This window comes from Spiroplasma cantharicola, assembly GCF_001281045.1.
Taxonomy (GTDB): Bacteria; Bacillota_I; Bacilli_A; order Mycoplasmatales; family Mycoplasmataceae; genus Spiroplasma_A; species Spiroplasma_A cantharicola.
The window spans coordinates 578,530-601,047 of the sequence record NZ_CP012622.1 but is presented as its reverse complement, the minus strand read 5'-3'; the positions used below and the strand labels follow the sequence as shown (position 1 = coordinate 601,047).

General features: G+C 23.8%; 23 protein-coding genes. 4 read left to right on the top strand and 19 right to left on the bottom strand.

Going from position 1 to position 22,518, the window contains the following annotated elements:
- Nucleotides 1-19 precede the first annotated feature (19 nt).
- From SCANT_RS02705 to SCANT_RS02695, 3 genes are read right to left on the bottom strand one after another with little or no spacing between them, the layout of a single operon-like run.
- Nucleotides 20-1,522: a hypothetical protein gene (locus SCANT_RS02705; protein ID WP_053946190.1), complete on the bottom strand. Its 1,503-nt coding sequence runs from the start codon at nucleotides 1,520-1,522 to the stop codon at nucleotides 20-22.
- A 12-nt stretch (nucleotides 1,523-1,534) separates the two neighbouring features.
- The gene (locus tag SCANT_RS02700; RefSeq protein ID WP_053946189.1) at nucleotides 1,535-1,936 is read right to left on the bottom strand and encodes a transcription antitermination protein NusB; all 402 of its coding nucleotides are present in this window, start codon (nucleotides 1,934-1,936) and stop codon (nucleotides 1,535-1,537) included.
- A gap of 20 nt (nucleotides 1,937-1,956) precedes the next feature.
- Nucleotides 1,957-2,949: a lipoprotein gene (locus tag SCANT_RS02695; protein WP_053946188.1), complete on the bottom strand. Its 993-nt coding sequence runs from the start codon at nucleotides 2,947-2,949 to the stop codon at nucleotides 1,957-1,959.
- Between the two features lie 65 nt (nucleotides 2,950-3,014).
- Here SCANT_RS02695 and SCANT_RS02690 point away from each other — a divergent pair, with 65 nt between their 5' ends.
- The gene (locus SCANT_RS02690) at nucleotides 3,015-3,440 is read left to right on the top strand and encodes a hypothetical protein (RefSeq protein ID WP_053946187.1); all 426 of its coding nucleotides are present in this window, start codon (nucleotides 3,015-3,017) and stop codon (nucleotides 3,438-3,440) included.
- A gap of 22 nt (nucleotides 3,441-3,462) precedes the next feature.
- Here SCANT_RS02690 and SCANT_RS02685 read toward each other — a convergent pair whose 3' ends face one another.
- The 3 genes from SCANT_RS02685 to SCANT_RS02675 all read right to left on the bottom strand — a co-directional run bounded on the left by SCANT_RS02685 (nucleotide 3,463) and on the right by SCANT_RS02675 (nucleotide 6,207).
- Complete coding sequence (locus SCANT_RS02685; RefSeq protein ID WP_053946186.1) at nucleotides 3,463-4,368, bottom strand: deoxyribonuclease IV; 906 nt, start codon at nucleotides 4,366-4,368, stop codon at nucleotides 3,463-3,465.
- Nucleotides 4,369-5,048: 680 nt separating this feature from the next.
- The gene (locus SCANT_RS02680; RefSeq protein ID WP_053946185.1) at nucleotides 5,049-5,945 is read right to left on the bottom strand and encodes a riboflavin kinase; all 897 of its coding nucleotides are present in this window, start codon (nucleotides 5,943-5,945) and stop codon (nucleotides 5,049-5,051) included.
- Nucleotides 5,935-6,207: a hypothetical protein gene (locus SCANT_RS02675; RefSeq protein WP_053946184.1), complete on the bottom strand. Its 273-nt coding sequence runs from the start codon at nucleotides 6,205-6,207 to the stop codon at nucleotides 5,935-5,937. The genes SCANT_RS02680 and SCANT_RS02675 overlap by 11 nt, the downstream gene beginning before the upstream one ends.
- Nucleotides 6,208-6,443: 236 nt before the next feature.
- Here SCANT_RS02675 and SCANT_RS02670 point away from each other — a divergent pair, with 236 nt between their 5' ends.
- Nucleotides 6,444-7,202, top strand: coding sequence for a hypothetical protein (locus tag SCANT_RS02670; protein WP_053946183.1), 759 nt, complete (start codon nucleotides 6,444-6,446; stop codon nucleotides 7,200-7,202).
- Between the two features lie 10 nt (nucleotides 7,203-7,212).
- Here the strand turns inward: SCANT_RS02670 and SCANT_RS02665 are convergent, their stop codons facing one another.
- The 5 genes from SCANT_RS02665 to SCANT_RS02645 all read right to left on the bottom strand — a co-directional run bounded on the left by SCANT_RS02665 (nucleotide 7,213) and on the right by SCANT_RS02645 (nucleotide 14,236).
- A complete protein-coding gene (locus tag SCANT_RS02665; protein ID WP_053946182.1) occupies nucleotides 7,213-9,858 on the bottom strand; it encodes an Ig-like domain-containing protein in 2,646 nt (881 codons plus the stop codon).
- A 145-nt stretch (nucleotides 9,859-10,003) separates the two neighbouring features.
- On the bottom strand, nucleotides 10,004-10,291 hold the full coding sequence (locus SCANT_RS02660) for a hypothetical protein (RefSeq protein WP_053946181.1): 288 nt from the start codon (nucleotides 10,289-10,291) through the stop codon (nucleotides 10,004-10,006).
- Entirely contained in the window at nucleotides 10,291-11,040 is a 750-nt protein-coding gene (locus SCANT_RS02655; RefSeq protein ID WP_053946180.1) for a polysaccharide deacetylase family protein, read from the bottom strand. The genes SCANT_RS02660 and SCANT_RS02655 overlap by 1 nt, the downstream gene beginning before the upstream one ends.
- Before the next feature lie 110 nt (nucleotides 11,041-11,150).
- Nucleotides 11,151-12,869, bottom strand: coding sequence for a PTS transporter subunit EIIB (locus tag SCANT_RS02650; RefSeq protein WP_144416877.1), 1,719 nt, complete (start codon nucleotides 12,867-12,869; stop codon nucleotides 11,151-11,153).
- A 5-nt stretch (nucleotides 12,870-12,874) separates the two neighbouring features.
- The gene (locus SCANT_RS02645) at nucleotides 12,875-14,236 is read right to left on the bottom strand and encodes a glycoside hydrolase family 1 protein (RefSeq protein ID WP_053946178.1); all 1,362 of its coding nucleotides are present in this window, start codon (nucleotides 14,234-14,236) and stop codon (nucleotides 12,875-12,877) included.
- Between the two features lie 118 nt (nucleotides 14,237-14,354).
- Between SCANT_RS02645 and SCANT_RS02640 the strand changes: the two genes are divergently transcribed.
- Nucleotides 14,355-15,107, top strand: coding sequence for a MurR/RpiR family transcriptional regulator (locus SCANT_RS02640; protein ID WP_053946177.1), 753 nt, complete (start codon nucleotides 14,355-14,357; stop codon nucleotides 15,105-15,107).
- Between the two features lie 6 nt (nucleotides 15,108-15,113).
- On the opposite strand, the gene SCANT_RS02635 is transcribed toward SCANT_RS02640, so the two are convergent.
- Complete coding sequence (locus SCANT_RS02635; RefSeq protein ID WP_053946176.1) at nucleotides 15,114-15,425, bottom strand: hypothetical protein; 312 nt, start codon at nucleotides 15,423-15,425, stop codon at nucleotides 15,114-15,116.
- A 12-nt stretch (nucleotides 15,426-15,437) separates the two neighbouring features.
- Nucleotides 15,438-16,088: a hypothetical protein gene (locus tag SCANT_RS02630; RefSeq protein WP_144416876.1), complete on the bottom strand. Its 651-nt coding sequence runs from the start codon at nucleotides 16,086-16,088 to the stop codon at nucleotides 15,438-15,440.
- Between the two features lie 164 nt (nucleotides 16,089-16,252).
- Between SCANT_RS02630 and plsY the strand changes: the two genes are divergently transcribed.
- Nucleotides 16,253-17,092, top strand: a complete 840-nt coding sequence (plsY, locus tag SCANT_RS02625; RefSeq protein ID WP_053946174.1) for a glycerol-3-phosphate 1-O-acyltransferase PlsY — start codon at nucleotides 16,253-16,255, stop codon at nucleotides 17,090-17,092.
- A gap of 66 nt (nucleotides 17,093-17,158) precedes the next feature.
- Here the strand turns inward: plsY and SCANT_RS02620 are convergent, their stop codons facing one another.
- From SCANT_RS02620 to SCANT_RS02595, 6 genes are all read right to left on the bottom strand, one after another.
- Nucleotides 17,159-17,836, bottom strand: a complete 678-nt coding sequence (locus tag SCANT_RS02620) for an MBL fold metallo-hydrolase (protein WP_053946173.1) — start codon at nucleotides 17,834-17,836, stop codon at nucleotides 17,159-17,161.
- A 141-nt stretch (nucleotides 17,837-17,977) separates the two neighbouring features.
- On the bottom strand, nucleotides 17,978-18,202 hold the full coding sequence (locus SCANT_RS02615) for a YneF family protein (RefSeq protein WP_053946172.1): 225 nt from the start codon (nucleotides 18,200-18,202) through the stop codon (nucleotides 17,978-17,980).
- A 53-nt stretch (nucleotides 18,203-18,255) separates the two neighbouring features.
- Entirely contained in the window at nucleotides 18,256-20,223 is a 1,968-nt protein-coding gene (gene tkt, locus SCANT_RS02610) for a transketolase (protein ID WP_053946171.1), read from the bottom strand.
- A 207-nt stretch (nucleotides 20,224-20,430) separates the two neighbouring features.
- A complete protein-coding gene (locus SCANT_RS02605) occupies nucleotides 20,431-21,054 on the bottom strand; it encodes a lipoprotein (RefSeq protein ID WP_053946170.1) in 624 nt (207 codons plus the stop codon).
- 148 nt (nucleotides 21,055-21,202) lie between these two features.
- Nucleotides 21,203-21,409, bottom strand: a complete 207-nt coding sequence (locus tag SCANT_RS02600; protein WP_053946169.1) for a DUF896 domain-containing protein — start codon at nucleotides 21,407-21,409, stop codon at nucleotides 21,203-21,205.
- Nucleotides 21,410-21,439: 30 nt separating this feature from the next.
- Entirely contained in the window at nucleotides 21,440-22,402 is a 963-nt protein-coding gene (locus tag SCANT_RS02595; RefSeq protein WP_053946168.1) for an ROK family protein, read from the bottom strand.
- Nucleotides 22,403-22,518 lie beyond the last annotated feature (116 nt).

The window sequence follows — 22,518 nt, the reverse complement described above, 5'->3', positions numbered from 1 at the left end:
TTAATTATCATCTACTTTTTTATTTTAATAATTCATTTTCTTCAAGACATTTTTTTGTTTTTTGATATAAAATTTCATAATTAACTAAATCTTGTTTCAATATTTTTTTATTTTTTAAATAAAAAACTAAATCATCATATTTATTATCAATAAAATTTGATAAATCTCAGATGTCCTTTTTATTAACAGACTCTTTAAAATTTAAATATTTATCTTGGTCATAATTATCTGTTAATAATTCTATTTCATTTTTATTTTCTTCGTATAATTTTATAAAATTTTGAAATCTCTCTATTTTATCTTTTGAAATTGGTTTTTCAACTATGCTATTAATTGGTTCTTGAATTTCATTTTCATTTAAAATATCATTTGGTGTATCTTCTTGAATTTCAAAAATATTATCATTTGATAAATCTGATAGAGTTTCATGAGCATTAAAAGTAACTGTTTTTTCAAGATCTCTTTCTTCATCTGATTCTAAATTTTTATTTTCTTTTTTTAGATCCTTATTTTCTTCATTTGAATCTGTATTTTCTAGAATTTTATTTCAATATCAATTTAAAGTATCTGTTGTTTTTGAAGTATCTGTTGTTAACTCAGTTGTCGGATTTCTTTTTTTATTTTTAAATAAGTATTTAATCAATTCATTAAAATTTTTGAAATTTCTTAAAGATAATGGCTTTAATAAACTAAAGAAATTATCTTTATCTATTGTAAAAATAGGACTGTCATCTTTAATAAAAATTTCAAAGAACTTTAAGTCATTTACCAAAGTTGCTTTGTAGTTATCTTTCACTTCAACATTATTTAAAAAAACATATATAGTATCTTCGCTAATAACCTCGTTTAATTTTTCAAGTTTATTTTGATATCTTAGTTCATCATAATTAAATTGTGTATAAAGAAATTTATCTAAACTGTTTATAATTTTTTTTGTTAAAAATTGATTTCATTCATTTTTATAACTTATTTTAGTTCCAGCAAAAATATTATTTGATAAATTATCAAATAGTTCTTTATCATAAACTTTTATTAATTTTATTAATTGCTCTTGATAATAAGAAACTTTTCTATCTAATTTAGCATACTGTAAAAAGTGTTGATTATTATATCAATCTAAATTTCTTATTGTAACATTTACATTTAGTTCATCAGTTAATTTATGAATAACATCTTGAATTTCTGGGTCTTTTTTAGATACTTTAGTAGCAGTTATAAAAACAACATTTTCAAAATTCTGCTTTGAAAATTTTCTCTTTGAATTTTTTAAATAATCTTTTACTATTAAATAATTTTTTGAATTTAGAAGTTTAGATTCAAAACTTTGTAAATAGCAATAAGTTGATAATTCACAAAAAGCTTTTGTAAAAAAATTTTCTTTTACTTCTGTGTAAGAACTTATTTTTAGTTTAAAAATATAATTTTTAAACTCTTTATAAAGTAAAAATTTGATTTCTTTTGCCATTAAACTTAAGTGATCTGCTAAATCATCTTTAAAATTTGTAAAATTTGTTATGCTCATAATTGTACCCTCTTATTTTATATTATCTAAAAGACCATTTACAAATGCTGTTTCAAAACTTGGTAAATATTCTCTTGTTAATTCTATACTCTCATTTATAATTACTGCCTTTGGTGTTATTTCCTTTTTAATTTCATAAACTCCATTAACTAAAATTGCTTGAATAATTTTAGGTAATCTAGTTCAATTTCAAAGTTCAGGTAGTAAATTTGAGATTAATGCTTTATATTCAAGTGTATTATCTAAGATATCAAAAATATAATTATTTAATTCTTCTTCAAATGTTTCCAATTGAAAACCATCTAGAACTTCTTGTTTTATTTTATTGATATCTTCTTCTAATAAAAAAAGTCTATACAAAATTTGAATTGTATTTTTTCTTCTTTTTTTTAATATACTAATTGTCTTTTCCATTTTTCTTTTTTTATCTTTCTTTATTGTTTTAAAATAAAAACATTATCTGTTAACCCTAATCATGTTAATTTTTTTAAACCACTACTATTTTCATTTTTTAATTCCTTTATTAACTCTCCAAAACCCTCTAGTAGGCTTTCTTCATCAGCAGATGTGTTCAATAATTCTCTATAAAACTGTTCTTCAGGAGATAATACTTTTCATTCATATTTAGGATTTTTTTCATCATTAATATGAGGATTTTCCATTTCGACTCACTGTAAAGTATTTGATAAATCAATGTTGTTTTCAGAAGATTCTTTTATAGCTTTAAAAATGCCTTTTATAAATTTTAATGTAGATTTTTTATTTTTTTTAAAAAAAGCTGAGTCAAGTGATTTTGTATCATTTTGCTTTACCACATCACTTAAATCATTAAAAAAATATTTTTCTATTTGAATTGTTTTATTGATATTTCCAAAAATACTATTACTATCTTTATAAACTCCTTTTTTTAACTCTGGAATATTTGTGAATTTTAAATCTAAATATTTATCATTAAGTTTATCTGGATTTTCTTTATTATTTGGATCTTTATACTTAAAGTAAACTTCAACTGGTTTACTTTTATCATTTTGAAAGCTATCTGTTAAAAATGTAATCAGTTTCTCTTCATTTCCAATTAGAAAACCCAAATTTGACTTATAAAATTCAAATTTAATTAATTCAGTTTCATCCTTAACTGTTGTATTATCTGGTTTATTTCCTAAAGCCTTGTTAACTTCTTCTTGATTAATAAAATTATTAGATATAATTTTCTTTATTTCAGTATTAATATATTTTAATTTATCATCATCACTTTTTGCTTGTTCACTATTAAAAATAATTGTATTATGAGTTTTTGTTCCTCAATATTTTTCAATATCTTTAAAACTTCTAAAAGTATTATCTGTTGTTATTTTACAACTAACTATTTGAGTTGCTGGAGTAACAATTATAGATAAGCCAGTTAAAATTGTAAGTAATTTTTTCATTTTTTTCACCTTAATTCCCTATTATTTTACATTAATATATTATTAAATAAAGGAGAAATTTAGTGATGAGTGATGATTTTTTAGATGATAATGTCAATATGAATACTTTATTTCATTTATTAGGTAATAATCAAAGAAATGAAATAACAAATAAAGAAATTAATGAATTATGTATCAAGGTATTAAGTAATTTTAACCTAATTTATTCGGATTTAAAGATAATTAACTTATTTGATAAAGAATGCTTAAAAAAATATAAATGTGATTTTAAAAAAATACTTGAAAATGAACAAATTAACTTAAAGGAAATGAATCAATATAGTGAAAATCCTTCTATTTGAGTAGAGTTTTTAACAACAATTTCAATGTTATTAAACATTCAAGATAACTACTTGCAAACGATTTTTACTGAACAAATAAAGGAAATAAAAACAAATATTAAAATTCTTGATAAGTCATTGAGATTAAGATTAAATTTATATCATAAATAAAAACTGCTTTTTAAAGCAGTTTTTATTTTATTTCTTTATCTTTAAACGGATTTGTAAATTTATTATTTTTAATCATTTCAATTTCTACTTTATAAGGACTAACTTTTGCATTAATTCATGGTGTTTCTAAAACAATTGGAATCTCTTTGAATAATGGATTATGAACAATATTGGCAAGTGATTCAAAACCAATATAACCATAGCCAATATTTTCATGACGATCTTTATGATTTGCAATTGGATTTTTACTGTCGTTTAAATGAATTGCCAATAGTTTATCTAAGCCAACTATCTGATCAAATTCTTCAACTACTTTATCAAAGTTATTTTTAACATCATAGCCAGCATCATGCATATGGCAAGTATCAAAACATACTCCAACTTTATCCTTTTGCTCAACTAAGTCAAGTACAGTTTTAATTTCTTCAAATGTAATACAAACCTCTGTTCCTTTTCCCGACATAGTTTCTAAAGCAACTTTTACTGGAGTGTTTGGAAGAGCTTTATAAACCATATTTAATCCTTTTGCAATATTTGCTAATGCAAGTTCTCTTGGAGCTCCTACAGCTGCACCTGGATGTAATACAACAGTATGAACACCAATTTCTTCTAATCTAAGTAATTCTTCTTTTAAAAGTCTAACTCCTAAGTCAAAAGTTTCTGCTTTTACAGTATTTGCCAAATTTATTGTATAAGGTCCATGACAAATAACTTTGCTTATATCAATATTATTTTCAATCAACATTGATTTAAATTCAACAATATTAAGTTTGCTTGTTTCAGTTCTTCTAGTATTTTGAGGAGCTCCTGTAAAAAACATTAAAGTATTTGCTCCATTTTCAATTGATTCTTTTGCACTACCAATTAGATAATTATTTGCTGCGTTCATTCCTACATGACTACCTAAATAAAATTTTTGTTTTTCCATAAATTATTTTGCTCTTTTCATTCAAATGTATTTTAACATAAATAAATTAAAGTTCAGCATTTCTGATATTGCTTTCATTATTCTTTCTAAATAGGATAATAGATCCATAACTTGTCGATATATATTATTATTAATAACCGCAATTAATAAATCTTACTTTATGAGCAATCGCTCATATAACTTGTAAAAAATATGGGGTTATATGAGAACCGCCATTAACTCATTTTTTAATATAAAATACTAAGTGAAATGATAGATCGTTCACTACCTTCATCACTTCAAATTGTTCCTAATCTAAGTTGATATCCGCCCCAATAAGTTCCCCAGAAGAAACTTGCTCAGTTACATCAAGAATATCAACTTTATTAGTAGAGTTAAATTCATCATTTTGTTATAAACTGAGCATTCTGGGCCAGGAACTAAATGATTGCTATAATTACTGCTATTACCAACAGAAGTATTAAAAGAGACATTTATTTTATTTCTATCTTTAAATATTCAATCTTGAGTACAATGAATATACTAAAAAAACTAAATAATTGAATCATTTATAAATTTCCCTAGAATCCCTTATAGTATGATTTTTTTTTTTTTTTTTAAAAAAAAAAAAAAAAATGTAAAAAATTCTCTTAGTATATTTTTATGTCTTTTAACATTATGTACACTAAGAGAATTAATTTCTATTTTATATGTTTTTTGAATTTAAGTGTATTTGCAAGATCCTTTTTTAATAGTTCCTTTAATTCATCAAAACCATTAACTTTAATATTTTCTCGTAATTTTTCAATTAAACGAACTTCAACTTTTCATCCATAGATTTCTTTATCAAAATCTATTAAAAATATTTCAAATACATCTTGTTGCATTTCATTTTTTCAATAACATCCAGAGCCTAAAAAATGTTTGTCTAAACTTTCAACATATACATCACAAGCATACACACCATAACTTAAAGCTATGAACTCTTCTGTTATTAAATTTATTGTAGGAAAACCAATTGTTCTTCCCCTCTTTTTACCTTCACTAACTCTTCCAGTAAATTCATAATTTAGATTATTTTCTTTTTCAAATTCTTTAAATTTACTTTCCTTTAATAAAATTAAATTATCTTCTAAGTCTTTTGTTTTTTTAACTTCTATTATTATTGCATTTTCTTTTCAACATTTTTTAACAAAGCTTGTTGAAAATTTACTTGCTTCTTTTAATAAAAAATTGTTTGCAACAATCATTTTTTTTATATTTAAAAAACCACTAATGTTTTGATATAAATCTAAATCATCCATAGTATTAATCATTGGATTTAATTGATAAAAAACAACATAATCAATTTTATTTAATTCTGCTTTTTTAATTATATTTTTAGAATTTCAAAGTCCGTAGTTCATTTCTCTACTACTTAAAATAAAAAGTGTAGTTTTTAAATTTTCTTTTAATGCAGTCTCTTTTAATAAAGATATTTGTTCATCTTCACTTTTACTTCAATTTTCAAAATCAGCTAATAAACCAACTGATTTTTCAAGGTGTAGCATAATCATTGTCATGTTATTGTAAAAAAATGTAATAGTATTATTGTTCATTATTGTCACCATTTCTTAATAATTTATAATTATTTTCTGCTAATTCAAAATCAAAATCTTTTAAAATTCTTTTCTGGAATTTAAGTGCTTGTTTCATACTTTCAAATGTAAAAATAGTAAAACATTTTGTACATTTAAAATAACTATCTCTTTTATCTTCTGCAAGATTATCATGAAGACAATCACTAATTCCTTGATTGAAATAGACATAATCAAGATCAAATTTCAGTTCTCTATTTAAATCAAATATTTTTTTACTCATAAGAAATCACCATATTTATTTTAACATATATCTAACTATTTTAAAATAGATTGTATTATCTTTAACTTTTGTATATTAAAATTATTGGTTGACTTTTTGAAAACTAAATTATTAAAAATAATTTTATATTTATTCAGAGTTTATTAAAAAGTTTTTATTATTCTTTTCAAAATAATATTTAAAAAATTAGAATATATAATATTTGTGATTAAAAAAGAAATAAGAACAAAGAAAATATGAATGAATTACTATATAAAAAAATTGAAAAAATAAGTAAAAATGATTTAAATAATACTTTTAAAATTGTAAGTCAACAAATTTTAAAAGATTTTTGAAATAATAGTTTTAAAAAACAAAAGCAATTAGCTAAAATTTGCAATGTAAGTGAAGCTACAATTACAAATTTCTCAAAGACTGTTTCAGTTTCTGGATATCGAGAATTAGTTATTATTTTAAAACTAGAATATAAAAATAACTTCATTGATATAAAGAAAAGCAAAACAAGTAAGATATCTGAAATTTTTATTAATTTTACAAATTTTACAAAAAATACAAATTTTAAAATAGATCTATTTAAAAAACGAGTTTTAGAAGCTAATAAAGAAATTGTAATAATGTCTTCATATGAAACTTCTTTCTCATCAATATTTCTTTCTGATTTACTAAATCAAAAAAATTATAAAACTAACATTTTTGATTTATCAAAAAATTTAAATAATTTAAATCAAATTCATTTTCTTGATTATTCCTACATTTTTATTTTCACAGGAAATGAAACCGAAAGTTTATATAATGCTTATGAGTTCCTAAAAAATAAAATAGATAAAAATAATATTTTTATCTTATATACATATTTATGAGAAAAGAATTTTGAATTAATTGATAATAAATTATTTTTGGACCAAAAGTATTATGAATCAAATATAAATGGAATAAATTTTTTTCTAATTAATTTATATAAATATTTATCTACTTTAATAGACTATAAAAATTAATAAATCAAATTTAAATCAATCTTGCTTTTACTTCTATTTTAACAATTTCTCTGGCATTATCAGCATTAACTGTAATAGTTGCATCTCCTATAAGAAGTGCCTTAATTGAAATTGTATCTTCCTTAACAGATACTGTAATTAAACCTGAAGAACTATTTTTAACTTCTGGATTTTCTAAATCCTCATAGTTTAATATTTTTATTTTTGTCAATGCACTTCCTACTCTAATTTTAACTTTAGTTTTATTAACTTTGATATCAATTAATTTTTTTGTAATTGTAACATTTATTTCAACAGGATTTTTTGCATTATCAGCGTTAACAATTATTTTTGTTTCACCTTCTACAAGTCCTTCAATTTTAATTTTCTCATTTTCATGAACTACTCCAATAATATCTTCATTATTTGATTTAATACTTACATTAATTAAATTTTCAAAGTTTTCTATTGTTATTAAATCATTTTGTTCTGCTTCAATACTTATATTATTGTTTGATAATTCAATGTTAAATAATTTTTTTGTAACTATAACATTTATTTCAACAGGATTTTTTGCATTATCAGCGTTAACAATTATTTTTGTTTCACCTTCTGCAAGTGCAGATATTTTTATAATTCCATTTTCATTTTTTATTTCTGCGACATTATTATTTTTAGATTTAATACCTACATTAACTAAACTATCATAATTATTTATTCTTATTGATGAATTAGTTTGACCACTTTCCAAAGTAATATTATCATTTGATAATTCAATGTTAAATAATTTTTTTGTAACTATAACATTTATTTCAACAGGAGTAATTGCATTATCAGCGTTAACAATTATTTTTGTTTCACCTTCTGCAATTGCAGATATTTTTATATTATTTGATTCATTAATTACTAAGGCAATTTTTGAATTTTTAGATTCTATATTAATATTTTTTAAGCTATTATAGTTTTCTATTGTTATTGAATCAGATTGACCAGCTTCAATACTAATTTCTTTATTTGATAATTCAATGTTAAATAATTTTTTTGTAACTATAACATTTATTTCAACAGGAGTAATTGCATTATCAGCATTAACAATTATTTTTGTTTCACCTTCTACAAGTCCTGTTACTTTAATAATTTCATTTTCATTTGTAACGTTAATATTTTTTTCATTAGTTATTTTGAAAGAAACATTATTTAAATCCTCAAAATTTTTTATTGATATAGTTGAATCAGTTTTTTCTGCTTCAACACTTATATTATTGTTTGATAATTCAATATTAAATAATTTTTTTGTAACTATAACATTTATTTCAACAGGATTTTTTGCATTATCAGCGTTAACAATTATTTTTGTTTCACCTTCTGCAAGCGCTGTTACTTTAATAACTTCATTTTCATTTGTTACTTGTGCCACATTAATATTTTTAGATTCCACACTAACATTATTTAAACTTTCATAATTTTTTATTTTTATTGATGAACTAGCTTGACCATTTTCAATACTAATATTATTGTTTGATAATTCAATAATAAATAATTTTTTTGTAACTGTAACATTTATTTCAACAGGATTTTTTGCGTTATCAGCGTTAACAATTATTTTTGTTTCACCTTCTGCAAGCGCTGTTACTTTAACAACTTCTCCTTCATTAATAACTGAAGCTATTTTTGAATTTTTTATATCAACATTAACATTCTCTAAATTTTTATAATTTTTAATAATAATTGAAGAGTTAGTCTGACCATTTTCAATACTAATTTTATTATTTGATAATTCAATATCGAATAATTTTTTATTTACTATAACATTTATTTCAATAGGACTTTTTGCGTTATCAGCGTTAACAATTATTTTTGTTTCACCTTCTGCAAGTGCTGTTACTTTAATAATTTCATTTTCATTTGTTACTTGTACTACATTATTATTTTTAGATTTAACACTTACATTCATTAAACTTTTATAATTTTTGATACTAATTGAAGAATTAATTTCCTCAGTTTGGAGATTGATATTATCATTTGATAATTCAATATCAAATAGTTTTTTATTTACTATAACATTTATTTCAACAGGATTAATAGCGTTATCAGCATTAACGATTATTTTTGTTTCACCTTCTGCAATTGCAGATATATGAATAATTTCATTATCATTAAATACTGTTGCAATATTTTTATTTGTAGACTCTATACTAAGATTACTTAAACTTAAATAATTTTTAATTACTATTGAAGAATCAGTATTACCAGTTTCAATACTTGAATTATTATTTGATATCTCAATATTAATTTTTTCAGGCTCTACTGATTCATAAATTTCAGTTGGAAATATTCATTTTTTTTCTAAATTTGAATTTTTTGTTGATCCTACTAAAGTTAGAAAAGTTTGACCAACACTATTTGCATTTAATTCAAATTTTCCATCATCATGAATTACTTTTTCAGTAACATGTGCAATGTCAGTATTATTTGAATAAATTTCAAAATTTTTATGATCTTTATTATATTGTTCTCAATTTTCAATTCAATGTCAGTCCTTATTACCATGATTCATAACAAAATTTTGCTCTTGTACTTTCTTATCTTTGCCCTTTGGTAATGCATACATAAATGTTAAAAAGATAAGTCCGATAATTAATATAATGATTGCTAAAGGTTTAAAAATTTTTCTCATAATTTGCCCCTCAAAATATTCTATTTATATTATAATATTTAGAAAAATTAAAGTACTTTAACTTACTTAAAGTACTTTAATATAAAAAAACAATAATATTAATTATTGTTTTTTTATATTTTTAAAATTTAAATAATAAAATTGCTTATTTTTTTAATTTTAAAATGAATCACATTGATAAATATAATATATCTAAAATAATAAAACCAAAGTTTACACCAACATTGACACCTCAAGATGATTTTCAAATAAAAAAGTTTAAAGTATAAATTAAAATAATTCAAATAGAGTTTAATCCCCCGATAACTATATGTACAATTCTAAGTCATTTCTTTTCTTCTTTATTAATAGAATTAATAACTGCAAAATAAATAAAGAAAATTGAAATAATATTTAAAGTAATAAATTGAATAATTTCAATAGCTGATCACATTAGAATATTAATCCCCCATAATTTCTATAGTCTTGATCACCATTGGTGAAATTAACCGTTTTATAATTTTTTTCATTTAAATGTTTTAAAAGATCAGGAAGTCATTCTTTTGCATAATCTCTTGTATGACAAACTAATATTTGACCTGGTCTTATATTACTTTTATACTGTTTTAAAATTTTTTCTTTTCCACAGATTGCTTCATCATAATCACAACCTAAGTAACCTCTTACAAAATATTCAACTTGCATTTTACTTTGTAAATAATCCATCCCTCGATAATATTGCAAGAATGGCATTCTTATTGGGACATCACTTATTGTTTTAGGTATATTATTTTCTGCATAAATTTTAACTATCATGTCACTTGTTTTATAAAACTCATCATAAGCAGACTTTGTCTTAAATTGATACTTATTGTGATAATATGAATGATTTCCTAAAGTGTGACCCTCATTAACCATTCTGTCAGTAATTGCTTTTACTTTTTCATCTTTTCAATATTTTTCATAATTAATACCTGTTCCAAAAAAAGTAGCTTTTGCATTGTTTTCTTTTAAAATATCTAAAATAGTTTCATCTGCTAAACTTGGTCCATCATCAAAAGTTATCATAATAACTTTTTCTTTTGTATTAACTTTATTTACTTCATAGTTAATTTTTGGTGTTGAAAAATTAAAAATAATACAAAAAGATAAAACTAATAAGATACAAATATGCAACGGATTTTTTCATTTAAATTTATTCATAATTTTTTTCCTTTAACAAATATATTATAAAGTAAATTTATTTTAAAAAAAGAACTAGAAAGTGAATTTATTTACTTTCTAGTTCTTTAAATTATGTCTAAAAATTGCTGTTATACATTATTTCTGATATGTTTATTTCTTTTTTCTAATTTGATTTGGTGCTTTAAGGACTTTTTAGTTTCTTTTTCTTTTTTGAGTATTTCTTTAAAATCACCTTTTGATATTAATTTTAATTCATTTAAATCTTCTTTATATTCTTCTAAAAGTAAATCTCGAGTTCTAGAATTAAAATATTTAATTTTTCCTAAGATAAGAGTCATTACAAACGTTACACAACAACTTACAATAATTGAAATTCCCCCTCAAACAAATCCCCCACCAATTCAAGTAGTAACTCCTGTTGCTTCTGGTGCTTTATGTTGAAACATTAAGAACCCAAATATTGAACTAGCTCCTTGTAAAGCAAAAGTATTTGAAGCTACAAGAATTATACTTCCACAAAATACTCCTATTGAACATGCAATTAAAGGAAATAAGTGTTTTAAGTTTACTGTAAATAATGAAGGTTCAGTAATTCCCCCCACAATAGCTGAAACACCATTTGAAACTCCTAATTCTTTTAACTGTCTAACTCTTCGATTTAAAACTACAAAAGCAATTGTAGCTACTCCTTGAGATACATTTGATAATGTACATAAACCTTGAATAATTGTAGCTCCATAAGCTGATTGACCTTGTAAAATAATTGGAGTTAAAGAATGATGTAATCCTGTTATTACAAGAGGACCATATAGTGCTCCTAAAAGTGGCAATGCAATATATTTTGCTATTTTATTTGTACTTAATCAATTAACTGAAATTGATAAATAATTTGTAAATAATAATCCAATTGGAGCCACAATAAATATGGCAAAAATAAATGTCACACCAATTATTAATATTGGACTTAAAATATTTCTTGCAGTGGCATTACCAATTTTAGAAGTTCATCTTTCCATATAAGCTCCAAAGATTGCCACTCCAATCATTGGTACCATTAGACCATTAAAGTTTATTTTTCATGGATAGACAATATCTTTTCCCAATAAGGTTCAACCTGGATACTGTGACAAAATAGTTTGACCTTCTTCAACTTGAACTGCTCCCATTGTTACTAAACCCGGAGCAGTTAAAACAACACCAATTAGGATTCCATAAATTGAAGTACATCGCATTGCTTTAAAAACTGTATAACTTACAGCTATAGTAATAAACAATGAAAAAGTACTAGTTAAAATATCAAGTATACTTGCGAATTGACCAAAGAAATGAATACTGTCTCCTAATGAAGTACCATCTCCATTTCATTCAACAGTCATTAGTGATCAAATTGTTAATAAAAGTCCATAACCAATTAGAGGATAAACTATTGGTGAAAAGACTTTACTAACAAATGACAAACATTTATTTGTAAAACCTTTAACTCTAAATTTTCCTTTAATTTGTTTAATCTCTTCAAGTTGTTTTGTTTTGAAATCACTATCTTTTGAATTAGTTGATTTTACTAATAAAGTTCTACCATCAGTATCATAACCATTTATCTTACAAAATGTTTCATAAAATTCAGCAACTTCCATACCAATAATAATTTGATACTCATCTCCACCTTCATTTTTTTTAATTCCAGTTACATGTTCGTTAGCTTTTATTTTTTCTTCATCAATTACCTTTCAATCCTTTAAATGAAATCTCATTCGTGTCATACAATGAGTAAAGTAATTTATGTTTTCATAACCACCTAAATATTGAAAAATATCTTGAACAGATTGAATATATTTCTTCTTAAGCATTTTCATTATCCCTTCTTATTTGCAATTAATTGTTTATATCAAAAAGCTGACTTTTTAAATTTTCTGCTTTGATCTTTTAAATTAATTTCAATTAAACCATATCTATTTTTAAAAGCATTTCTAAAACTTCAACAATCTAAAGCAGCTCAAATATGATAACCAAAACAATTTGAACCATCATCAATTGCCTTTTTAATTTGACTTAAATGATTTTCTAAAAACTCAATTCGATAATCATCATTTATTACTCCTTGTTCATCTCTGAATCTATTTTCATTTTCAACACCCATTCCATTTTCTGCAATGTATCAAGCAATATTATTATATTTCTCTTTAATTTCCATTCCAATTTCATAAAGAGCTTCAGGATATATTTCTCATCCACGATGAGGGTTTATTTTGGCATCTTTGGGAATATCAATAATGAAATTATCCATAACTCATCTATTTTTGCCATTACTTTGAGCTTTTACTCTACAAGGGAAGTAATAGTTTATTCCTAGAAAATCAATTTTGGTTTGCTTAATTATTAATAATTCTTCTTCACTATAAATTGGCAAGATTGAATATTGTTTTAAAGTTTTTATTAAAATTGGATCAATAACACCATTAAACATAATATTTAAAGGTCCTCTATTAACATAAGCATCATAAATTTTAGCTGCCTTTTGATCTTCAATTGAATTGGAAAAAGCATATGTATAATTTCAATTGAAAACTACACCAATTGGAGCTTTTAAACCATATTTTCTAAAAGCCAATAGTACTTTTGAATGAGCTAAAAATATACCATAGGCTTGTTGTACTGCTTGTTTAGGGTCATCTATTGCAGGATAATGTCTATCATTTAAATAACCTTCATATACAGGAACTAATGGTTCATTAAAAGTCACATAAGAATCTACACTATCACCATATTCTTGAAAAACAAACTCACAATACTGAACAAAAGAATCAATTACCTCTCTTGATTCTCAACCACCTTTTTGATGAGCTCAAAGCGGCATATCAAAGTGAAATAAAGTCATTACAATTTTTATCTTATTTTTTCTATATTCATTAATATAATCGTGATAAAAACTTACTGCTTGTAAATCAACATTCTTACCATCAGGAAATAATCTTGCTCAAGAAAAACCTGTTCTTAATGAATCAAAGCCAATCTCTTTAAACATTTTAATATCTTCTTTATAGTGTCTTGTAATATCACATGTTATATCAGGACCAATATTATTGTGAAATAACTCTGGCTTTTCTTGAAAATATTTATCAAACGCTAATTGACCTATTTTAGTAACACCCTTTCCTTCAGTTTGCATTGCGCTCATTGAAGCACCTATTTCAAATTTTTTTGAAAAATTAATCATTTTAATACCTCCATTAGTAATTGTAAGGTTTAGAATATTTTTTACAATGATTTATAGAAATGGAGAATTTTTTTGGAAATTCAAAAGAAGTTTGCTAATATATACCTAGGAGATAAATATGTTCAAAAGTATTAAAGAAAAATTGATTTTAATAAAAGCAAATTTGGAAAACCAAACTCATGTATCTATTGCAAATTATCTGCTTGAGTGTATTGAAAATAAAAAAACGCCTAAAATTAATGAATGTTCAAAAGAAAGTTTTTGTTCTGAATCAGTCATTACAGCGTTTGCAAAAAAATATGGATATGATGGATTTAAGGAATTGGCAATAAGAATTAAAGTTGAAACTGAATATTATAATTGATCTTCTTTAACTAACATTGGTCAAAATAATAAAAACTCTTATAGAAATTTAATAGACAATTCTCTTAATTTTATTGATACTCAGGAAAATAAAATAATGGAATTAATTAATTCCATTAAAAAGGCAAAAAATATTTATGCTATTAGTTGTTATCAACAATTATTTAATACTGAGTTATTTATAAGTGAATTAAATTTACTAGGATATAATGGTCATTTTAACTATCAAAGAAAATTAAATGAAACTTGAGTTAACAGAGTAACAAATAAAGATACTTTTTTAATAATTGCTTTTGGATTAGATAATCAGTACGTTATTAATTTTTATAATTTACTTAAAACTAAAACAGATAATATTTTTATTATCTGTTCTCCATCACAAGAACATAAATTTGATAAATATAGTCAAATTATTACTGTTGATTATTGAGAGCGTGGAACATTTTTAGAATCAACAAGAAGTTCTTTAATTATGTATTTAATGAGTTATATTGTTTACAATCTGTAAATAATTTTATTTTTCAAGTTTTTGATTAGCTTTTTCAATTTTAGATTTAATGACTTGAATTTCTAATTCAATATAAATTAAATCCTTTTTTTTATCTTTAATAATATAATAGTTTTTATCATTCTCTTTTCGTCTTTTAAGATGAATTTGATAGAAAAGAAAACCTAATAAGGGAAAAAAGAATCACCATCATAAATTTTTTTTCACTTTTTTATCAATTTTTTTCTCTTCATTTAATAACTCTTTATATTCTTTTTCCACAATTAAAAGTTTTTCCTCTAACTCTTTTTGATTCATTTTGTCATATTTATTAAACATATTTCTTTTCCTTTAAACAGCAATGATTTGCTTTAATATCTCATTTACTAAATGGTTTAATGATTGAAATATTATTTTAACTTCATTTGTATGAGCTAGAAATTGTTGCTTTTCCTTTTCTAACCCAACAACTTCTAAGCTAGAATAGATGTTTTTTGTGTCTTGTAAAAATAAAACCAATTGTTCACAATTGTATAATTTTTCTTGAAAATTATTTGATTTACTAATATTTTTCAGAAGAACTTTAATATCTTGTGAAAATTTTTTATTTCATTTTTCAATATTGAATTCTTCGATTATCTCTTGATAACTATTATTGTAAAGTTCTATTTGGTCATTAAAAAACTTACTAATATAAGTTAAAAAGAATTCCCCTGGATCTTTTTCTTCAATCTTTTCAAAATTATTACAATAAGTTCTTCACTCTAATTCAGTCTTATAAAAATAATGATATCTTTGTAAAACTAAAGTTAACATTAAACTTAATTCAATTGGTTCATTATTAATATTTTTTTCAAAAAAATTATTAATTCCTTCAAATAATGTTTTACACTCACTTGTTTGACCTAAAGAAATTAATTCATTTTTTTGCTCTTCGCTCAAATTAAATTCTTTTTTGCTTAAAAGACCTAATAAATCTTTTTTATATAAATTAAAAATCATACTTTTTAAATTTATTTTTTCACTTAGTTTCACTTTTAATAAACCCTCCCATTTTAAAAATAATTTGTAGGACTATTTTATTATTCTAAACTATTTTATTGCATATTACTATAACTTTATAGTAAGATAAATTATGATTATTAGATTTATAAGGAGTTTAAAATATGACTTTAGGAATTATTATAGGAACTTTTATAACTTCTATTCTTGCATATCTTTTAGGAAGTTTTTCATTTTCAATTGCGATTGTAAAATTAAAAACCAATAAAGATGTTAGAGAACAAGGAAGTAAAAATGCAGGTGCTACAAATGCAAGTCGTATTATTGGTAAAAAATGAGGAGTTGTAATTATGTTATTAGATTCCTTTAAAATATTTTTAGCAGTTCTTCTTGCGTTTTTAATTAGTTTAATACCAACAGGTTCAACTGAAATTTTTAAAAATACAATTTTAATTATTCCTGGGTTCTTTGCATTAGTTGGTCATTGTTGACCAGTTTATTATAAATTTAAAGGTGGAAAAGCTGTTAGTTGTTTCTTAGGTTTAATGCTAGTTGCTAATATCCTTGTTGGATTAATATTTTTTACAACATGATTAGTTTTGGTTTTAGTTTCAAAAAAAGTAAGTATTGGTTCAATATTTGCAGCTATTTTAGCTGCAATATTAATGTGAATTCCTCAACTTTCTGGACTAAAGCATTTTTCAATTAATGGCAATGACTTTCAAAATGCTTTTGCTCCCTTTGTTTGATATAATAAATTCCATTTAGTAAACGAATCACCTATGGATAGTTTTCTAATAATAAATTTAGTTATAACTTTTGCAGCAATTATTCTTTTAGCAAGACATTATCAAAATATTATTAGATTAATCAAAGGTACTGAACCTGCCTTTTTAGGAAAAAATAAAATAAAATCTAATGAACAAAAGGAAGAATCTAAAAAATCTGAAAAAAATATTAAAACAGAATCTGAATTAAAAGTTGAAAAAAATCAGCAAAAATAAATTAAAAAAAAAAAAAAAAATGTACTTAAAATAAAGTACATTTTTTTAATTTAATAGATTAAATTACTATTTTGAAGTATATTTTCTTAGCAACTTTGCGTCTTTATCTTCTAAAATATTATTAATTTTAAATCCATAATCATAATGACCAGTAAATACTGAAAAATCCTTATTGAAATTACTTATTAGTCAGTTAAAAGTTTCTAAAATCAACTTTTCATTTTCATTATTTAGTTGCAATAATCCATCAACTAAATAAGTTTCATCTTTAAGAATGAAATCACCTGTAAATAAACATTTCTCTTTTGGAACTGAAATTATTAAAGAACCTTCTGTATGACAATTCTTTTTAAATATTTCAATATCATAGCCATTTAAATTAACTTTGCCATCTTGTGATATTACTTTCAAATTTTTTATAGGTTCTATTATACATTTATTAACACCTTCAAAATAGTTACTCATATTTTTTATAGGATCAAATAGATTTAGTAAATCTTCTTTTCCTATAAAAACATTGGGACTATTTTGATTTTTAGAAATTTCATTTAACCCATAAAAATGTGGAAAATGACCATGTGTTATAAAAATATCTGTTATTTGAATGTTATTGCTTTCAACAAATTTTATTATTTCTTTATACGATTGGTAAGCTGTATCAAATAATACAGCTTTTTTATCTTCGTTGTATAATAAAAATGCATTTACCCTTTTAAATTTTTTACAAGTAAAAACTTGTATCATTTTTTTGTCCACCGTTCTAATTTTATAATTTATATTTCTGTACTTCATACGGAATTAATTCCTAAATAATTATATAATACTTTCTTAATAAAAAAAAAAAAAAAAGTTTTATTATAAAAACTCTTTTTAACGAAAAATTTATTATTTTCCTCTTTTAACAGCATTCATTGTTTTTTTAATATCACTTTCAGTTGGTTTTCTTCCCATACTTCTATACATAGCTCTTATTTGATTTTCATTAATTGGCGGATTTTCTCTTAATTGTTTTTGAATAACTTTTCTTGTTATTATAAAACCAATTATTCCCCCAACAATAGCAGTAGCTATTGCTATTAATAATGCACCTCATCATACTATTGTCCCCATTTGTAGATCCTCCTTTATTAATAAATTCTTTTTAATATTAACATAATAATTTATTATTTTAATATAGTTAATATGTCTTTTGCAATTTCTGCACTTGTAAACTTAATTTCTTTAATAACATCATTGAACGGAGCTGAATAACCAAATGTATCAATTCCATAAGCTTTACCATTATCACCTAAGAATTGATGTCATCCAAAAGTTGTTGATAATTCAATTGAGAATCTATGGGTATTTCTGTTGATAATTGAATCTTGATATTTTTTTGGTTGCTTAATAAACTCATTCATATTTGGCATTGAAACAACATTTACTTTATTTCCCTTTGATTCTAAAATTGCTTTTACATCCATTGCTAAAGCAACTTCACTTCCTGTTGCAATTAAAGTAATATTAGCATTTTTTGTTTCACTTAAAATATAAGCTCCCTTTTTAACATCTTCAATAATTTTATTATTGTGTTCTAATTCCTTTAAATTTTGTCTAGTTGCTACAATTACACTTGGATTATTTTTATTGTTTAAAGCATTATAATAACTTGCAATAGTTTCTGCCATATCACATGGTCTATATAAACTCATGTTAGGAATACTTCTTAGCATTGCCAATTGTTCTATTGGTTGATGAGTTGGTCCATCTTCTCCAACAGCTACAGAATCGTGAGTAAAAATACTTAATGTTTGAACTTTCATAATTGCACTCATTCTTAAAGCAGGTTTTAAATAATCTGCAAAAACAAAGAAGCCTGAAGCTACTGGTAATAAACCACCATGTAATGCCATTCCATTATTAATAGCACACATTGCAAATTCTCTTACTCCATACATAATATTTCTGGCACTTAAATTATTAAAATCATAGTTTCCATCAGGACCTTTAATTTTAGTAGATTCACATAAATCAGCACTACCTCCGATAATTGAAGTTATATTTTTACTTAAATAATTAAATACTTCCCCTGAACTTACTCTTGTAGCTTGCTCTGCATTTTTATTTAAAGCTTGTAATTCATTTAAATCAATATTTCACTCTTTATTAATAGATTTAGTAAGTTCTTGTGCTAATTTTGGATTTTTTGCTTGGTATTTTGCAAATTGTGAACTCCACTCTTTGTCTGCTTTAACTCCCCTATTCAAAACATTCTCTTTTCAAAAGTCATATACTTCTTGGGGGACTTTAAATTCCTCTTCTTTTCAATTGAAATAGTTTTTAACTGTTTCAATATCATTTCCCAAAGGTGCGCCATGAACTTTAGTAGTTCCTTGATTAGTCGCACCAATTCCAATAATTGTTTTAACTTCAATATAAGTTGGTTTATCGCTTTTTTGAGCTGTTAAAATTGCCTTTTCAATTTCTTTTAAATCTTCACCATTTTTGATATACAAAGTGTTTCAACCAGCTGCTTTAAATTTAAGAGCAATGTCTTCGCTTTGAGCTAATTCAACAGGAGCATCTAATTGAATATCATTTGAATCATGTAAAACTATTAATTTATTTAATTTATATCTTCCTGCAAAACTTATTGCTTCTTGACATACACCTTCTTGTAAATCACCATCACCACATAAAACATAAGTAAAGTGATCAACAATATTAAAATCTTTTGTGTTATATTTTCCAGCTAGATGACTTTCTGCAAGAGCCATTCCAACTCCCATTGTAAAACCTTGACCTAAGGGTCCTGTAGTTGCTTCAACTCCTTGTGTATGACCAAATTCAGGATGTCCTGGAGTTTTTGAATTTAACTGACGAAATTGTTTCATATCATCTATTGATAAATCAAATCCTGATAGATGTAATGCGCTATAAAGTAAAGCACTACCATGTCCTGCGCTTAAAACGAATCTATCTCTATTAAATCAAGATGGATTTTTAGGATTTAAATTCATTAGTTTTGTAAATAAAGTAAATACTACTGGACTTGCTCCTAATACTATTCCAGGATGTCCTGAATTTGCTTTATTTACAGCTTCTATCCCTAAAATTCTTAGAGCATTTAGATTTTTATTTTCTCTATTCATATTTCTATTTGAACCTCACTTTTATTCAAAATAATTATATCTCTAAAAATAAAAAAATCTTATTAAGTATCAAGATATATTTAAAATTATCAGTTTAATTAAAATATAAAATTAAAAAAATCCATTAAATGGATTTTTTTTAATAATTTTATGCATAAATTATTTTAATAATATGTTTTTTAAATTTCTTGTTTTTATAGGTACAAATTATTTTTTAACTACAACAATAGTTGCTGTCCCTGTCAATAATTTTGAAGACTTAGTTGCCTCAACTTTGAATGAATCACCTTCTGCAACAACGTCTTCACCTTCATTAGTTTTTTTAGTGAAAGCAATTGTATAATCCACTGTTTCTTTAGCATCTTTTGATAATTTTTCAATTTCTGCAACAATTGCTTTTTTAGCATCTTCTTGAGTAGTTTCTGCTTTAATTTCAGCTGTTAATTTTGATATATCTTTTTTTTCAGATTCTGGTTTAGCTCCAACTTCAACTTCTTTTGAACCTGTTAATAATTTTGAATCTCCTGTTGCTGCAACTGTTAATACAGTTCCATCTTTTAAAACATCTTTTCCAGTTTCTTCATCATTTGCTTCTTTACTTTTTAAAGTAACTGTAAAATCAGTATCAATTTTAGCATCTGCTGATTTTTCATTAATTTGTTTTGTAATATCAGTTTTTGCTTCTTCTAAAGTTTTTCCTGATTCTACTGTTAAAGTTAATTTTGATAAATCAATTTTTTCTTCTTCTTTATCTCCACCACAAGCAACTACTGTTGCACTTGTTGTAGCAACTAAACCAGCTGCTCCTAATAATCCTAATAATTTTTTCATTTATGTTCCCTTTCGTAGCCAATTAAGGCCTATTTATATTATAATAAAAACTTTTACAAAAATAAAAGAATTTTTAAAAATTTTTATTATTTAAATTTAATTATAAAAATATTTTAAGGAACAATAATTCTTGATAATAGTCTTTTAACTACTTAATCTTTTTTGGCTTTGTTATAGTGCCATTTTCATCAATTATTGAGACATTTTCTAATTGTTGTTCAAGACCTTGTCTAAATATAACAATATATCTTTTTCTTAATTGATCACGTTCTTTAACCTCTTTTGGAGTTAATTCTCTTTCTTTTGCTATTTTAGCAAGTTCATTAATTCGTTTTAATAATTCTTCTATTTCCATACAAATCTCCCATAAAAAAATGATTGAAAATTAGAATATTTTTCAATCATTTAATGCGTAATAAGCGCTTCCAATCATTGCTGAATCATTTCCTAATTGAGCGTTTTCAATTGTTAATTCTTCTGCAAACATTTCAATAATATATTTTTTAATGTTTTTCTTAATTATTTTTATTATATGTTGATCTAATTGAGTTAATCCTCCAGCTAGAATAATAGCTTCTGGATCTAAGGCATTTTGCATTGTTGCCATATGCATTACAAGTGGTTCTACAGCTTCTTGTAAAAGTAAAATAACTTCAATTGGATCTTCATTATTTTCAAAAACCTCAACAATTTCTTTAAAAGTAATTGTTTCGATATTATTAAAATAACTTGATGCTGGATGATTTTTTTTTGATTTTAAACTCTTTTTAAAATGATTGACAATTCCTGTAGTTGAAGACATTGGTTCAATACATCCTTTTAAACCACAAACACAGTCATACTTATCTTGAAACATTCCACCACCATGTCCAAATTCTCCTGCAAATCCTCTAGCTCCTGGTGAAAGTTTTCCCTCAGTTATAACAGCTCCACCAATTCCACTATCAATATAGTAAAAAATGATTGAATCATATTGTTTTGCAACTCCTGTTCAAAACTCTCCTAATGCACTTGCATTAGCATCATTAATTACAAAAATTTGCTTTTTAAATAATTCTTCAGCTTCTTCTTTAATATTATAATTTGTTAATTCTAAATTTGCTGAATATCTAATTATTCCAAGCATATGATCAACATAACCTGGAATTGCAATTCCAACTTTTTCAATATCATCATCATAATTTATACCAATAGTTTCTAAACCATCAATTATCTTTTCATACAAATTGGGAATTATTCTATCTTTTTGGTGATCAACTGAAAATTGAGCTTGTAAATCACCATATTGATTAACTAAACCTACTTTTGATGCTGAAATCCCAACTTCAATAACTAAAACTAATTTCATTATTTTTTGTGGCCTCCAAACTTATTTAATATAAATATATCACTTTTTACTTAATTAATAATATATTTTTTTCAAAATGTTATTTTTTATTTTTTGAATTTAATTGAAAAATAACA